The organism is Mangrovibacterium sp., assembly GCF_041596335.1.
GTDB lineage: Bacteria > Bacteroidota > Bacteroidia > Bacteroidales > Prolixibacteraceae > Mangrovibacterium.
In genome coordinates this window covers 257,682-274,374 of the sequence record NZ_JBFHIT010000001.1, presented here as the reverse complement: position 1 = coordinate 274,374, position 16,693 = coordinate 257,682, and the positions used below count along the sequence as shown (strand labels likewise).

At 41.8% G+C, this 16,693-nt stretch carries 9 protein-coding genes; 2 read left to right on the top strand and 7 right to left on the bottom strand.

All coding sequences use genetic code 11. From position 1 onward, the window contains the following. Positions 1-176: 176 nt before the first annotated feature. The 7 genes from ABZD21_RS01095 to ABZD21_RS01065 form a co-directional block, all read right to left on the bottom strand. Positions 177-887 carry a FadR/GntR family transcriptional regulator gene (locus ABZD21_RS01095; RefSeq protein WP_372772205.1) on the bottom strand — a complete coding sequence of 237 codons (711 nt, stop codon included), beginning with the start codon at positions 885-887 and terminating at the stop codon, positions 177-179. An 893-nt stretch (positions 888-1,780) separates the two neighbouring features. Then, entirely contained in the window at positions 1,781-2,224 is a 444-nt protein-coding gene (locus ABZD21_RS01090) for a DUF2383 domain-containing protein (protein WP_372772204.1), read from the bottom strand. A 252-nt stretch (positions 2,225-2,476) separates the two neighbouring features. Continuing rightward, positions 2,477-3,382: a DMT family transporter gene (locus ABZD21_RS01085; RefSeq protein WP_372772202.1), complete on the bottom strand. Its 906-nt coding sequence runs from the start codon at positions 3,380-3,382 to the stop codon at positions 2,477-2,479. An 85-nt stretch (positions 3,383-3,467) separates the two neighbouring features. Then, a complete protein-coding gene (gene pheT / locus ABZD21_RS01080) occupies positions 3,468-5,921 on the bottom strand; it encodes a phenylalanine--tRNA ligase subunit beta (protein WP_372772200.1) in 2,454 nt (817 codons plus the stop codon). Between the two features lie 300 nt (positions 5,922-6,221). Next, positions 6,222-8,327, bottom strand: coding sequence for an ATP-binding protein (locus ABZD21_RS01075; protein WP_372772199.1), 2,106 nt, complete (start codon positions 8,325-8,327; stop codon positions 6,222-6,224). A gap of 117 nt (positions 8,328-8,444) precedes the next feature. Continuing rightward, positions 8,445-12,320, bottom strand: a complete 3,876-nt coding sequence (locus ABZD21_RS01070; RefSeq protein ID WP_372772197.1) for a translocation/assembly module TamB domain-containing protein — start codon at positions 12,318-12,320, stop codon at positions 8,445-8,447. Positions 12,321-12,334: 14 nt separating this feature from the next. After that, positions 12,335-14,161 (bottom strand): outer membrane protein assembly factor, encoded by a 1,827-nt coding sequence (locus tag ABZD21_RS01065; protein ID WP_372772195.1) that lies wholly within the window; start codon positions 14,159-14,161, stop codon positions 12,335-12,337. A gap of 652 nt (positions 14,162-14,813) precedes the next feature. Here ABZD21_RS01065 and ABZD21_RS01060 point away from each other — a divergent pair. Beyond that, on the top strand, positions 14,814-15,719 hold the full coding sequence (locus tag ABZD21_RS01060; RefSeq protein ID WP_372772194.1) for a sugar transferase: 906 nt from the start codon (positions 14,814-14,816) through the stop codon (positions 15,717-15,719). Then, positions 15,707-16,693: a hypothetical protein gene (locus ABZD21_RS01055; RefSeq protein ID WP_372772192.1), complete on the top strand. Its 987-nt coding sequence runs from the start codon at positions 15,707-15,709 to the stop codon at positions 16,691-16,693. Before ABZD21_RS01060 ends, ABZD21_RS01055 begins: the two co-directional genes overlap by 13 nt.

Here is a 16,693-nt window from a genome sequence, read left to right as displayed (position 1 = left end):
TCTATATGTATTATCTTTGCAGAGAATAATTAATAGTCCTGTGTTTTAATAACTGCTACTCGCCAAAGTTGAAGGTTATTCGTACAAGACATTAATTATTAGTTCGTAAGGGTTGTCTTTTTAAGGCAGCCCTTTTTTTAGGTTGTATTGTAAATTTTGATCGTCATATTTAGTTGTTATCCTTTGTATGAAAGACTAAAATCGAGCACATCTTGCAGGTGAATTTTCATTGCTTCTTTCGCGCCTGCGGGATCTTGCTTAATGATGCAATCCAGAATAACACGATGTTCGTCCAATGACTTTTGAGCCCGGCCCTCGCCGCAAACATTAAGTTTTCGATAGATCTCGAGTATATCCGGAATGATAATCAGAAGCAAAGATTTGATGACCTTGTTTTGGCTGGCTTCAGCAATTCTCAAGTGAAAGTTGAAATCTTCTTTTACTCCAGGTAGGTTTTGCTCAACTCTGCTTTGGTGACGGTCGAGAACCTTTTCCAAATCAGCAATATCCTGCGTTGTTCGGCGCAAGGCAGCTTGGGTGCATGCATAGTTCTCCATCAAAACGCGGGTTTCAACTAAGTGGTAGAAGTCGTTTTCATTGAGTTTTATCACATTGGAAATCAAGCCTTCCATAGCAGTAATGTCAACTCCGGCCACAACAGTTCCGCTTTGGGGAAGCGTTTTTAGGATGCCGTAGAATTCGAGCTTTTTAATTGCATCCCTGACATAGGTTCTACCTATTCCAAACAATTCAGATAATTTCCGTTCCGATGGTAGTCGGTCGCCAGGGCTCAGCTGTCCGGAAATGATCGAATTACGAATCTGTTTGATAATTTTATCAACCGGACTCTCAACTTCTATTTCCTTAAAACTGTGTGATATATCCATAATCCGAAATATTTTGTTAAACGATTATTGAATTGTTGTTCAGTAACTCGATCTATTTTTTACACTTGTACTGAACAGTTCTAAGCGTGTTTCCACGCATTTATTTTTATCAGTTGCGTTATACTTACCGGTAATAGCCTTCGGCAGAAGATTAAGTTCCAAAGGTTCTTTCACCCGATCAGAGCAAATAGATAGTACAGTCTCGAATAAGCCCAACGCGGTCATTCGCTGCCATCCTATAGTTATTACGTTTATAATCTTAATTTTTAAAATCATTGCTCTTAAATTGGTTGACCAGACAGTAACAATTGGTTGACCAATAATACGAAGTCAAAATAATTTTGCAATGGAAAAAACTGGTTATGTTACGACCAGTCAATAAGTGATTGATTTATAGGGCGAGTACGGCGTATGTTGTGCAGCATTGTTTTAGTGGTTGTGCTAAAAAATCACAGAAATGGTTAAAAAACCATAAAAGAAGCATGAGAAGCCAAGGGGCGAATTTGGGGTAAACTCTGAAAAAAAATGGAGGACAATGGATAGCGTTGCATTTATTCCGGAGCTATTTTATGATGGGGACAGCTGCCGGAAGGGTGGTTCTTGTAGCGGTTGGTAATAAATAGGCCCGGTTGGTGCGGGTAATTCTGTTGGGATGGGTTGATAACCCTTTATTTAGCGGAGGAGTTTAATGTGGGGTGGGAAAGTTAGTCTGCCTCGCAAATTGAAATTGCAATCGCTTTGATTTTTTACATCATCACTTCACTCTCAAAGTTTTCGCAATTTCAATCGCTTTTGCACCGAAATCCATCCGAAATATTCTTTCTCCGGATGTTGTTCAGTCCATGGCATTTTATGAAAAAAACGAATCTGTTTTTCGAATCTGAGTTCCGGTTTCAAGCATGAGCCGGAACATATTGCAGTCGGTTTAAATTCGACAAAATTAATTGCTGGTGCTCAACCAGGAGGCGGTATAGGTTCATTGGTAAATCTTCGTTTGTTAATACCTCATCGTAAAGGTCTACCAATTTGGCTTCGGCAGTCCTGCAAGTCTCAATTAACTGATCATCGTTAGTTGAGCCAATATATCCAATTACGATATGCATTGTTTTCTGCAGAATACCGGTGAAACTAGAGTTTTCGAAAAGGTCGATATTTCCCTTTCTGGCTTCGCGACGGAGTAATTCAATAAAGTTTTTGCGTTTTAGGGCAAAAAGAAGAAGGGCGTTTTGAAGGTCTTCTGATTTTGAATTGTCGGCAGCCCAAAGGTAGATGTCGGCCGAATCTTTACACTTTTTGATAACCTGTTGTAAATCGTTTCTAAGCTTTGCTGTTTTCATGTTTCTGATCTCTTTTTCGTCTATAAATCAACTGTCTTCTATTTTCGCTTTATTTGAACCGGGTTCAAAAAGACGAATACGAGATCGTTATATGAAATAATCTTGCCAAATTTTAGGATAGAAAGATCCGGGTTTATAAGTTGTTGTAAATGAGTGGTGATATTTTTTTTGTTCGTTTAGCCGCTAAGGGCGGAAGAGTGTTTCTTTTCCCTATTTGAAAAAGTGTATTATCAGATTGAGAAAGGGATGAGGCTATTTCGTTTTCGGTGCTTGTTTTACAACCATTACCGCGCCCGATAGGATTGTTAGCGCACCAATAATGGAGAGCATCGTGAAATGCTCGCCGTCGATCCAGCTAACCTGCAAATAGGTTAAAATTGCCATTGTTGTGAATGTAATCGTTGGGTTCATCACCAGGATCATGCTTACTTTGTTCGCCTGGGTATACTTTAATGCCAGCGATAACGAGCCATAGGCGATTAGCGTATTTAGCCCTAAAAATAGCAGGAGCACCCACCAACCGAAAGTCAGGCCGTTAAAGTTGTCGAAATTTGCAAATGGAAAATATGCAATTGCCGGAAGACCGAACAGAAATAAGTTTAGTGTTCCGGTCGAATATGTGCGGACCAGTTTTTTCTGCATGATGGCATAAATTACCCACGAAACAGCAGCGCTGATGGCGAACAGGACACCCATGTTGTAGGTGTTTTTTTGGCCCATCATTTGGCTTAGCTGCTCACTGTAGAATCCCAAAAAGCCGACAGAAGCAACTATGAATCCGATTATTTGGATGCGCCGTAGTTTCTCCCGGAAAAAAACTAATCCGGCAAAAGCCAGTAGTACCGGGCCGAGTTGTATAATCAGCTGGGCATTGCTTGGGGTTGTGTAATTAACGGCCTGCATAAAACCAATGTAATTCCATCCCAGGCCGAGGGCTGCCAAAACCAAGGTGAGTGGAGGTCGCACTAATATCTTTAGTTCCGATGGTGTGCGTGCCAGATTCCACACCAGGAGAATGCCAAAGGCAACTGTAAACCGAAACCAAACGATTGTTTGCGGTTCTACTTTTTGAACCGCTAATTTTAATAATATCGCCAGAAAACCCCATAAAAAAGCCGTGAGGCAGGCAAATAGAATTCCTTTGTGGTTGTTGGTCATCCCGGGTCGGATATTTGTATTAATGAAAGGATGCAGCGTGTGGAATGAAAAAAGCCACCGGGCTAACCGATGGCTTAAAGTATTGCTAGCGAAGCTGAGCTCCCAGTTCTTTTTCGAACGTTTGGATTAGCTTAGCCATTATCTTTTCAATTTGTTTTTCGTTCAGGGTCTTCTCATCATCACGAAGGATGAAACTTACAGCGTATGACTTTTTCCCTTCCGGAACACCTTTCCCTTCGTAAACATCAAACAGATCGACAGATCGAAGTAATTTGCGTTCCATTTTGAAAGCCAGATCGCTGACTTGTTTGAATTGCACCGCTTTATCGAGAAGTAGCGCCAAATCGCGGCGAACTTCCGGATATTTTGGTAATTCGGAGAAACTGGTTTTAGCATTTTTTTGTTCCAGGATCAGATTGTCCATGAAAATGTCGGCAAAGTAAACCGGATTTTCGATGTCGAATTCTTTTTGCAGTTTGCGGGCAACCACACCAAATTCAACAATTTTGCGTCCGCTGTATGTTGAATAGATCAATCCTTCTGAAATCAGATCGTTGCTGAAACCTTCAACTTTCACTCGATCGGTTTTCAAGCCAAACTTCAGCAAAAGGTTTTCAACATAAGCTTTCAGTTGAAAGAATGAACTTCCGGATTGCGGTGCAGTCCAGCTTTCGCGTTCTTTCTCACCGGAAACAAATAGGGCCAAATGTTCTTCTTCGTGGTAATTCTTCAACGGATTTTCAGCTAATTCAGATCCTTTGTTGAAATAGCAGTTGCCAAATTCGTACAATCGCAAATCCGGATTTCGGCGATTGGCATTGTAGGCGATGGCCTCCAATCCGCCAAAAAGCAAATTCTGACGCATGGCATTTAAGTCGGCACTCAACGGGTTAAAAAGCTTCACTGTATTGGCATCTGAAATGCTTGTGCGGTTTTCGTAGTAGGACGCTTTAGTTAATGAGTTTGACCAAATTTCGTTGAATCCCTGAGCAGAAAGCAGATCGGCCGCGATATTTCGGATTTTTACCGGGTCGGGTTTTACCGAGTATTGCAATGAAGCATTTACCTGCGTTGGGATTTCAATATTGTTGTATCCGTATATCCGAAGCAATTCTTCAATAATATCAGCTTCGCGTTTCACATCCACGCGATAGGGAGGAACTGACAACGATAGTCCGGACTTCGTTTCCTGATCAATTTTTATTTCCAATGATGTTAAAATGCGCTTAATAAGCTCAGGCCCCAAATCTTTGCCGATCATTCGTTTAATGTTGGCGAAGCTCACCTCAATTTTAAAGTCTTCAATTGGGGTCGGGTAAATGTCTACAATGTCGCTTGATATTTTGCCACCGGCAATTTCCTTAATCAACATTGCAGCACGTTTAAGCGCATAGATTACATTGTTGGGATCGGTACCACGCTCAAAGCGGAACGATGCGTCGGTGCTCAAACCAAAACGGCGGGCCGTTTTTCGAATAAATACAGGGTCGAAGCAGGCTGATTCGAGAAAGATATTTTTGGTTGAATCTTTAACGCCGGATTTGATGCCACCAAAAACACCGCCAATACACATGGCTTCCTGGGCGTTACAAATCATCAGATCGTCTTCGTGTAGCTCCCGCTCAACTTCATCCAGAGTAACAAAAGAAGTTCCGGGAGTCATCGTTTTTACCACAACTTTATCGCCGGTAATCTCTTCCGCGTCAAACGCGTGCAACGGCTGACCACATTCAAATAAAACGTAATTGGTAATATCTACCACATTATTAATCGGACTCAGACCGATGGCTTTTAACCGGTTTTGCAGCCATTCGGGCGATTCTTTCACTTCAACACCGCTGATCGTTACCCCACTGTAGCGAGGACATGCTTCCGGGTTGACCAATTCAATCGGGATTTGAAGAGAACGATCGTCCACCTTAAAATCGTCGACCGAAGGTTTTGTGTAACTTATGTCTTGTTCTTTGCGGAGGTAGGCAGCCAGGTCGCGCGCTACACCAATGTGTGAAGAACTGTCAACCCGGTTCGGAGTCAGGTCAACTTCGATGCAATAATCAGATTCCACATTGAAATAGGTACTGGCCGGAGTTCCAACAATAGCGGTTTCAGGTAGTACCATAATGCCATCGTGACCTTTTCCCAGCCCAATTTCATCTTCAGCGCAAATCATTCCTTCGGAAACTTCTCCGCGTATTTTCGATTTTTTAATCTGAAATTCGTTATCACCATCATACAAGGTAGTTCCAACGGTAGCAACGACAACTTTCTGACCGGCAGCTACATTCGGAGCTCCGCAAACAATGGGTAAAGGTTCGCCAGCACCAACATCAACGGTGGTTTTGCTAAGGTGATCCGAGTTTGGGTGTTTTTCGCATGTTAAAACATGACCGATTACCAACCCGCGCAGGCCTCCTTTAATACTCTCAACCTCGTCAATGCTGCCAACTTCTAGCCCAATTTGAGTCAGGATTCCTTCCAGATCTTCCGGGCGAAGGTCAGTGTCAATGTAATCTTTTAACCACTTGTATGAAATATTCATGTGTAATGATTTGATATTTAGTTGTCTGTGTCGCGCTTTAGCTCGTTCGTCGAGGGCTTTGGCACGCTTGTTTTTATTGCCGAAAGAGCTCAATTACTGACTGGTAATTCCATTGAGTACGATCGGCAGGTAAAAGTCCGACAAAAGTAATTATTTTTTAGGCTGAGGCAAAGATTGAATTGGGGAATAATTGGCCTGTTTTTAGGAGCGATTAATTCATCGTCCGTTAATTGATCAAATGTTGAAGAAAATAAAGGCGGATTGAAATTGGTAGTAGCGAAAGAAACCTTGACGGATTTCTTATTCACAAGCTTTGTTCTTTTTAGTTAGCGCTCTGTTAATAGCTTCATACAAGAGCTGGGGTTCGATCGGACGACTGATTACATTGAAACAACCTGCATTTATCGCTTCATCTTTTGCCGACAATAGTGAATGAGAAGTCAGACCAATAATTGAACATCTGTTGCAACGCCTGTTCATCTCACGAATTAAGGCCAGACTGGTATCCAAATTTGCGTTAATGTTTATCAGAATTACATCGAGAAAACAAGCTTCACCCATGTATGTTAATGCATCTACATCGCTTCCGGTTGTTAGAACGCGGGCTCTGGTGGCAGCAAGCATATTTTTTAGAAGAAAGGAGCTGTTGTGGTCATCATCGACGATCAAAAACCGATACTTTGAATAGTCGGGAATGGGGAAGTAGGCAAGTTCTTCATTTGACGATGAATCTGAGATGGACTCAATGGGGACTTTAACTTCGAATGTAGTACCTTTTCCTTTTTCTGATCGGAGGTTTATTTCGCCATTTAAAATATGAACCAAGTTGCGGCAGAGCGACAATCCGATTCCGACTCCATTGAACCGACGTGTCATTGAATCGTCTCCCTGACGGAAAAAATCGAATATTGCATCTCGCTGCTCTTCCGAAATTCCGACACCTTCGTCCTTCATGTATAATGTTAATTGGTTTTTTTCAATTGAAATTCCGTACTCAATAATTCCCTGAGGCGTGAATTTGACAGCGTTTTTAAAGAGATTGATCAGAATTTGGTTGATCTTATTCTTGTCGGCAAGGAATAGGCCTGCCAAAAAGTCTTCTTTCGGAACGAATTTCAATTGAATATCCTTTTCGCGGTTTGCTGCCGCTAAAATTTCTTTCATATGAGCAGTTTGCTGCAAATAAAGATTAATGCCGAGAACAGGTTCCATTCTAACTTTCACATCGGACTGATTGCCGATCGCCAAAGCTAAAATATCTTCGACAATTTGTAGCAAGTTGCGGCCGCTGTCGTAAATTTTCGAGGCATATAATTCAGTTTGATCATCGCTAACGTCTCTGTTTTTAATCAGTTCGCTGAAACCCAGTATGTGATGAAGCGGTGTGCGCAGCTCGTGGTTCATTGTTGCCAGAAAAGCTGATTTTAGCCGATTGCTTTCTTCTGCTTTTTCTTTTTCGCGTATCAGCAAATCGTTGTTGTGTTTCGCAACTAAAGCATGTCCGATTGTATTTCCCACGGTTTCCAGTAATTCAATGTCGGATCGATGCCAAACTTTTTTTTCGATCACCGAGTCGAATCCCATAAAGCCGATTAATTTTTCTTTATTCTGAACGGGAACAACAACGATCGACTTAATATTTTGCGCTTCAAGAGTCTCCTTTTCCACGATCGCTTCCGAAGGCATACGGCCGATATCGTTGAAGTAAATACACTTTTTCCCATAAAGCTGTTTCATCCACCAGGGAAACAGGGAACAGGGGAGATTTTGAAGGTGATCTTTTTCGGGCTGAATTCCCGGAGCACACCATTCGTGCGTATTGTCGATCCGCTGACTGTCCCAGTGAAATAAGAATAAATAGCTTCGGTCGATCTCGCAAAATAGCCCGATTTTTTTCAGCGTATTGTAAATCGTTTCGTCCAGCTTCTCAAACTTCGTTTCTACAAAATCGCGTGAAATACCGGATACCAATTTTTCAATCCGATAGCGATAATCCAAACTTTGCTTCGATTTATCTAGCCCGGAAATATCAAACAACGTTCCGGTAATCTGCACCGGATTTCCGTTTTCGTCGAACTCGCTTATACGGCCATTTAGGTGTACGTCAATCCATTGTCTGTTTTTGTGTCTGAGCTGGCAAGGACGTGAGAAGCTGAGGGCATTGGCAGACGAAGGTGTTTGAAGGATAAATTGTTCGATGAAAAAACGATCGTGTTGATGGCAGCTCTCCAAAATGCTATCGGTCGTAACCGGATAAATTTCTTCGGGCTTGTAGCCTAATATGCTCGCGCAGGTTTCGTTCGCGTATATTTTTTTTTCATTGATTTGGATGTGCCAGAACCCCACCATAGCGTTATCTAACGCTTGTGTTAAAAAATCTTTGTCTGTAGAAGGTTTTGGTTGCATCAAAAAAAATGGCATTATTCGTTGCAATGTAGGCCATTTAGAAACGGAAGTCAAAAAAAGACATAAAACGAGCGCGAAAATCTGTTGTATTTAACTTTGTTTAACGATTTCGATAGTTTAGTCTGATTGAATTTTGATAATAATGTCGAATCCGCTGTCGTTGGTTGAATTGTTTAACTGCAAAAATAAAAAGCGAAAAATTTCATATTCCAGTTTTACTTCGTAGCGCGATAAATCATAGTCGGTGGTTGCTCCAAATTGCTGCTCATAGCTTAAAAACAAGTCGTTCGTCAGGTATTTGCCAACTTCAAGACTCGTGTTGTCCAGATTGTCCTGGCTTTTCACCTGGATATAGTCGACATTTAGCTTTTTCCCTAAAAGTTTGGTAAGCTGTGACGCGAGGAGCGATGCGGCGGCCGATTTTGCCATTGATTCTCCTGTTGCATCCGACATTTGCGCTTGGTCAGAACTATTAAGTTCGCTTATTCCGCGACCAAAAACAATGTACGAAAGCGCATCGCCTTCGGTAATACTTTCGTCGTCCAATGTGAAACTGACTGTAGGATTCATGGCTTCGCCTTCAACCATAGCCTGAAGAACTTGCGACTCACTATCGCGACTTTTAATGGTATATTCCGCGGTCAGGTTTAGTGTCGGATTAATTTCCTCTCCGCCCTCAAAACTGATTACACCTTCTTGCACGATAAATGTTCGGCCAAATAATTCGTATTGACCCCGCACCACATTGATTGATCCGAAAATCTCCACGAAGGCGTTGTTTTTCATGATTTCCAAATCGCCCGAAAGCTCAATGCGGAGGTTGGGATCTTTAATCCATGTATTTTTAGGGATATTGATTTTGATTTTTCCGCTTAGATTTTTGAAATAATCAACGCTGACGCTATCCGAAAAATGTAAACTATTTTCCTGTCCCCAAAGCGAATCCACTTCGTTTGTTTGTTGATGCAACTCTTCCACTAATATCGATGGTGGAATTTCCGGAGTATATACTTTACCAAATAAATTCAGTAAGGCAGGCAAGTAAATTTCCGATTGGGGAATGGTAAGGTTTCCGCCGAAAACAAGATTTTCCTGATTGCCGTTCAAGCTGGCATCGCCCGAAACCTGCATGTTAATTTGCTTATGGTCGATTGGGTTGAAGGAGTTAATTTTGAATTTGATGGTTGACTCTTTGATTTTTCCTGTATGGATTCCGGAATCGAAAAATACTTTTCCGCCACCCGACAGAAAACCATCGCTTGAGCGAATGCCAAGTGTGTCGAGGCTGATAATATCGCGACTGAAGCTGGTTTTAAGCAACATATCCTTGTATTCGATTCCAAAATCGGGAATGGCAATGTGTCCATCTGTCAGCTGGATTGAACCACTTGGCTGAGGTGAATTAATGCTGCCTTTCAGGTTTACTTCACCATTAATCAATCCTCTAATTTCGTCAGCAGGGAGAAATGGACGAACAAGAGCGAGTGGAAGATTGAAAATTTGGATTGTTCCGTTCACCGGAGTATCCGGATTGACTTCAACCTTCATCGAATCCAGCGCGATAGTCGCGGGGATTTCTGCATTGCCGGTTAAGCGTCCCCCTTTTTCCAGTTCAAATGCAGTTGCCAGATCAAGCTGGTTGCCGGAATAAGCGATTTGCCCATCGGCCTTTTTAAATCTGTAGTCGCCAAACGCGGCACTGTCTACTTTAAACGTACTTGCAATTACAGGCTTGCTAGCTGAGCCATCTAAATCTACGTCAAGATTCAGGAACCCACTGATTCCGTGATCCATTTCCAAAGTCTTGAGCAACTCGGCTAGATTGAGCTGTTCAACCTGAAGCTTGAGATCCTCCGCGCCTGTCTGACTGAAGACTCCGTTTAGTTTTACAGCCTGGTTTCCGCCAGACGTTAAACTGAAATTGTTGATTTGGTATCCCAATGAGTCGATCAATAAACTAGCCGGGTTTGCAAGTTTCCATTCCTGATCTTTTACATTTATCAGCCACTCATGCATTCGAACAACGAACTGATTTTTCCAGTTTAGCTTGCTCTCCAGCCGACTGTAGATTTCACGATTTTGAATTGTGGCCAGCATTGTGAGCGAATCCGGGTGAACTCGACTGTCAAACTGAATGCTGTCTAGAATTAAAAAACTGCTGTGGAAACCTTTCGCCTTTAGTTGGTTGTCAAACGTAAATCCGTCTTTCAGAAGGATACCAGTAGTCGAAAGGCGGGCAGAGTCAACCCTGAATTCATCGTATTGGCTTGCCGCTAGTACCAAATTTGAGTTGATGTTTAATGAATCAGGCGTTCCGTCAATCTGAGCCGTTAGTTTTCCTTCTGTTTGGATGGTCGCTTCCGGCAGGAATTTCTTGAAGGAGTCGAGCGAACGAATGTCGGCGGTGAGTTGGAATTTTGTCGCGGACGAAAGCGCGTAGTGTCCGTTGGCGTAAACCCCAAGTGATTCATCATGTATTTCAAAGCGATCAATCCCAATAACTCCGGATGCAACGGTTAGATCGGCCATGGCGCTGTCGATCGGAATGCCCATCAAAGTCGACGGTTGAACTCTAATTTGCGCACTGGACCGAATTTTTTTCAGATCGAAACCGGTTCCTGAACCCGCAGCAGTTAGGTTGATGTTGCTTGTATATTCGCTATTGTTGAGTATTGGAGCCAGATTTAATTCGGAGGTGGAAACCCGTAATTGATACCTTGGCGTATTGAATAATTCCTTCAACGTCGCGTCGGCAACAATTTGTCCGAATGATGCATTCAGACGGATATTGGATTGAAGGCTTCCGGCTTGATAATTCGCGTTTGCAGTGATTCGATTTACAGCGTAGCCTGCAAAGTTTGAGTTCCGAAATTCAGCTTTTAAATTCGCCAGCAGTTTCTTTGGATCGGTTCCGGCTCCGTTGAGGTGGACACTTCCGGATAAATAATAATTTAAGTCTTCTAATCCTGTCCACTCATTCATTTTTACCTGCTTTAGTTCGGCTTGTAGAGCATAGGTTAACTCGGTAGAGTCGGGATTGTACAACCAGCGGGTAAAATGGTTGGCCCGAATGTTCAGCCTGATTTCCTGTTCTGCCGCAATTAGTTGAATTTTGGAAACAAGACTGTCATTATGCAAACTGGATTCCCAATTTATTTGAGGTGAAACTTTAATTTTTAACTCCGGAAGAACAAAGGCAAATTCCGAGGTGTTTAGCGGCTTCGTTTCCAGCCTTATTGACGATTGATCGGGCGAAGATTCTGCATAAGTAGCACGAACATCTATTTCGTTTTTACCGGTTTTTAATGCAAAATTAGTTAAGCTTATACTTCCTTTTTCACGTTTCAGGTTGAAGTGAAGCTGCTGGAGTTGTAGATCGGGATTTGTGGTTTGGAAGGAGATATGATTCAGTCTTAAGTCTTGAATTTCATCGCTGTAGGTTGCTTGCAGCTGAATGTTCAGGTTTTTCACCTGTTCGGGGATCAGACTGTCCGAAGCATTAATTGTGATTAGTCCGTTGTCGATCTCAAATTTCTGCAGGTCGATCATCAAAGTCAAAGGCGATGATTCAATTTGAGTCGAATCTGATTCCGATTGTTCAATTAGTAAGCGTTCAAAATTCCACGTTGAATCGTTAATTTGAATGAGTTGCAACCGGGGCTTTTTTAGTTCGATGGCACGAACGACAAGCTTGCGCTTTAGAAGGGGCCAAAGTTGATACTCTAAGTTAAGTTCCCCGATCGAGGCAATCGTATCAGTGTTCTGCACCAAACTTATCTGGGATAAGCGGATCTGATTCCAAAAATTCCCCTCCAATTTTCCAATGGTCAATTCCCCGTCAATGAATTTTTCGGCTTGCATCTCGGCTATTTGTACAATTTGTCGTTTGGCCGGAGGTGTTTGAATTACGATCGTCAATAACACGAATAGTCCAATCAGTCCGGCTATAAGCCAGAACAAGCTGCGAAATGCTATGATTAAGTATTTTCTCATTCGTCGATCAATTGTTAAAAAGCTTGCCCAACGCTGATGAAAAACTGGGCGCTTCGTTTTTCATTCCAAAGAGGAACTCCAACGTCGAAGCGAATCGGGCCAATTGGTGTGTCAAACCGAATGCCACCACCACCAGCGTATGCCAGCTCATTCAGTTGGTATTTAAACTCATCAACCCATACATTTCCAAAATCGAAAAAGCTCACCATGCTGAGTTGCCGGAATAGTGGTATTCGTAGCTCAGCCGACCCTTGCAGAACACTATTCCCACCAAGTGGCGTGTCGTTGTCTCTTAGTGGGCCAAGTTCTGAACGTTGCCAGCCGCGAACTGAATTGCTGCCGCCGGCATAGAAACGATCTTCTACCGGGATAAATTTATCCTGATCATCAGACAGATTCCCTCCGATCATCAGTCGCGAAGCAAAAACAAGTTTACCTAGTTTTTGGTACTGTCTCAGGTCGGTCCAAATACGCGAATAACTATAGTCGCCACCAAATAAATAACCATTTAGTTTATAGGCAAGCAGAATATTGAAACCTCTGTTTGGTGAAAAACGTGGTTGTGAATTGTCGAATAAAACGCTGAATAGAATCCCCGATTTGCTGTAGGGGACATCAGCTTGTTGGTAGCTTGCTGAGTCTTGACTGGCTTCGAAGTTTTTTACGTTTTCGAAATAGTAATTCAGGTTTAGTGCGAAATTGTCAGAACGCTGAGTTGAAAATTTTACGTTAAACCCGAGGTCTCTGATGTCATATCCAGGCTCATTGAACCGACCAATAAAAGGGTTTACAGCTACTGAAAGATTTTGGTTTAGAAAATGAGGCTGGATCCAGCTCAAGCTAAACTGATAGGGGGTTAGTTCGGAGTGTTTTACCTCGAGTTTTGTCCGGCTGGCTCCACCCCACAGTCCTTTATAGTTTAGTTCCATAAAGGCTCTAAATTTATCTTCGGTTCCGTAGCCCAATCCATATTTTGAGGTAAATCGTGGTGCCTCATCAATATACAGCCGAACAGGAATGGATGTTTTTTTTTCGTTTCTCGTTTGCGGTTGTAACGAGAGGACTGAGAACAGTTGAAGTTTGTACATGCTTTTGCGGGTGTCATCCAGTTTCGCAGGACTATAAACGTCGCCTTTTTTATACGTCAGTTGTTTTAGCAAAAACTTCTCAGCTATATGTTTATTGCCTTCAAGTGTTGTTTCTCCGAAATAACATTTGGGGCCAATCTCTAGATGATAGTCAATTTGAACCTGTCGGCTTGCCGTGTCGATTTTTAGGCGGTAATCAGTTTGTGCATATTCGTATCCGATATTTCTAAACGCAGTTTTCAGCAAATTTAGATCGCTTGCAAGTGCGTCGTCCCTAAAACGGGTTGATGGTTTCAATAAAAACGATTTGTAGATCGACTTGAAGACTGAATCGGACATTGCTTTCATGCCTTCAGTTGTGGTATTGATTAATACCGAGTCAATCAAAAAGGGGGCTCCCTCCTGAATCTTGAATGTCAGGTCTAACTTTTCTTTCGAATTGTTAATTGCAGTTGTCGTTACATTGATCTCTACATCCAGAAATCCTTCACGCTGATAAAATCGTTTAAGTCGGTCAATTTCCGGTTCAATTAGTTGACTGTGGTATATTGATGCTTCCTTTTTTGAGAATGTTTTTTCCCAAAAACTGGTGGAATGCAGCGTCATCGCATTCAGCAGTGTTTCTGTCGGAATTGCGTGTGCTCCTTCAATGCTGATTTTTCGGACTTCATGGTTTTTCTGTCCGGACGAGTTTATAGAAATAGACGTTATTAGTAAGAAAGAAAATATGGAGCAGAGGAAATTTGTCTTCATTTAGGTTATTTGAATACTGGGGCTGTATGATCCAAAGATAGCAAATAAGAATAAGCAAAAACAGACGGATTTAAGTGTTCAAACGTTGCTATTTAGGGGTGAATTAGTTTTTCAACGTTAATATGCTGTTAAATGGGCTTAAAGTTGAGTCTGGGTGTGAAATTATTAACATATATCTATCATTTTGTATACTAGCTGGTTGCGTTTTGCGGGGTGCCCTGATTATTTTAATTTATTCTAAATAACCATTAAAGTACTTGATTATTTCAAATGAAGTCCAGATATTTGTTGTAGATCAATTCAACATACGATTCAAAGTTCTGCCTGCTGTGAGGGAGGCGGCGAAGCCGTAAATTTTTTCAAGGCACTCATTTCTGTCAATAAGTTTTCCATCAATCATATTTTTATACCTGCCGGTTTCCCACTGAAGAAATTAGTGTTGTTATGCGTTTAATAAAGAATGCAAACCCCATTTAAAACATTAAGATAGCTTTAAGCCTCCCAGACCGGTTCTCCGATTGACTTTCGCGCGAGGAGAGTAAACTGGTTTTGGCTTGCCCCGAATTATGCTTTGTTGTAGTAAACGAGTGAAATATAGTTCCGTACCATAGTCCCCGAAATAATTTATTGACATGCCCCGAAAATGAAGATTATGTATGCTCCTGTATGTTTATTTACGTATAACCGCTTAGGCGAAACGAAGGAAACGGTTGAAGCTTTATCCAAAAATTTTCTTGCTCAAGATAGCATGCTGATCATTTTTTCTGATGGGCCGAAGCGAGTTGAGGATATTGAGAAAGTAGCCGAGGTCAGAAATTATTTGAAACAAGTTAGCGGTTTCAAAACCATAAAAATCATAGAGTCAGAAGTAAATCAAGGGTTGGCGAACTCAATAATCGGAGGAGTAACGAAAGTTCTGAAGGAGTACCACAAAGTAATTGTGGTAGAGGATGATTTAATTTCGGCTCCGAACTTTCTCAATTTTATGAATGAGGCGCTTGATTTTTATGAAGATTCAAAGAAAGTCTTCAGCATCTCCGGATTTACGATGCAGTTGAAGTCTCTCCCTAACTATCAAAAAGACTATTATTTGAGTTATCGTTCAGCTTCTTGGGGATGGGCAACCTGGCAAGACCGGTGGGAGGCTATCGATTGGGAAGTGAAGGACTATTCACGCTTCAAATGGAACCTGGTCGAACAATGGCGATTTATGCGAGGAGGCTCTGATTTACCCCTTATGTTATGGAAACAGATGAATGGGTACCTCGATTCATGGGCGATTCGGTGGACCTACCATCAGTTCCGAAACGATTTGTATAGTGTCCGGCCGAGTCGAAATAAGATTGTGAATATTGGAACAAGTGGAGATGCTACACATACGAAAAAGTTGGTGCAAAGACATGTCGTAGAACTGGAAGAAGTGGACCAAACAGACTTTCAGTTTGACTCGGTTTTAGTGGCAAACAAAAAGATCATAAATGAAAGCAAATATATGCACTCTTTCTTCAACCGATTGGTTGACCGGCTTAGGGTATTGTATTCCGATTGCTTGCATTGATGCTTCGCTCATTAGTTATGGAAACAAAAACGGCAGTCTTATTAATCGTTTTTAACCGACCGGAACTTGCCTTAAATGTCTTGGCAGCCATTCGAAAGTATCGACCATCTCGATTGTACATCGCATGTGATGGAGCACGAAAAGATGTGGAGGGTGAAAGTCAGGTCGTTTTAAAAACAAGAGAGTCGGTTTTGAGTGCAATTGATTGGGAGTGTGATGTTAAGACTCTTTTTCAGGAGCAAAATTTAGGTTGCGGACTGGGACCTTCGACTGCAATAAGTTGGTTATTTTCTTCTGAAGAAAAAGGAATCATACTAGAAGATGATTGTATCCCTCAGTTACCATTTTTTGACTACTGCCATCGTTTGTTGGATAAGTATGAAGACAATCAGCGTGTTTGGATGATTTCAGGTAGATCGATCTATCAGGGTAAGCGGTTTTTTAAAAATAGCGACTATATATTTAGTTTTTTCCCCCATACATGGGGATGGGCGACATGGAGGAGAGCCTGGAGTAAATTTGACATTACGATGAGTGAATGGCCAGGGTTTTATAAACAAGGTGGCTATAAAAATCTACTCTTTTTTAAGCCTTCAGCTTTGTTTTATAACTGGCACTACAACGCGCTTTATAAACGCGGCAATTTCCAATCACACATCTGGGATTATCAGTTTTGCTTAACGATAGCCGCGAATGGAGGATTAGGAATTGTGCCATCCAAAAATCTGGTTGAAAACGTGGGGTATGATGGGGTTCATTATTCAGGAATCACATGGCTGCAAAAGTGTAAATCGGTTTCTGATTACGAGATTCGGAGAGAACCGTCTGTGGTTCTTCCAGACAGAAATTATGAACGATATAGTTTTTGTGTTCTTGTTTATGGTAAGATATTAAACGTTGTGACCCGTTTTTTCCGGAAAATAGCAGCGAAATTGATGCCGCAGAAGGCTCCCGTTGGATCGTTAAATGAATAA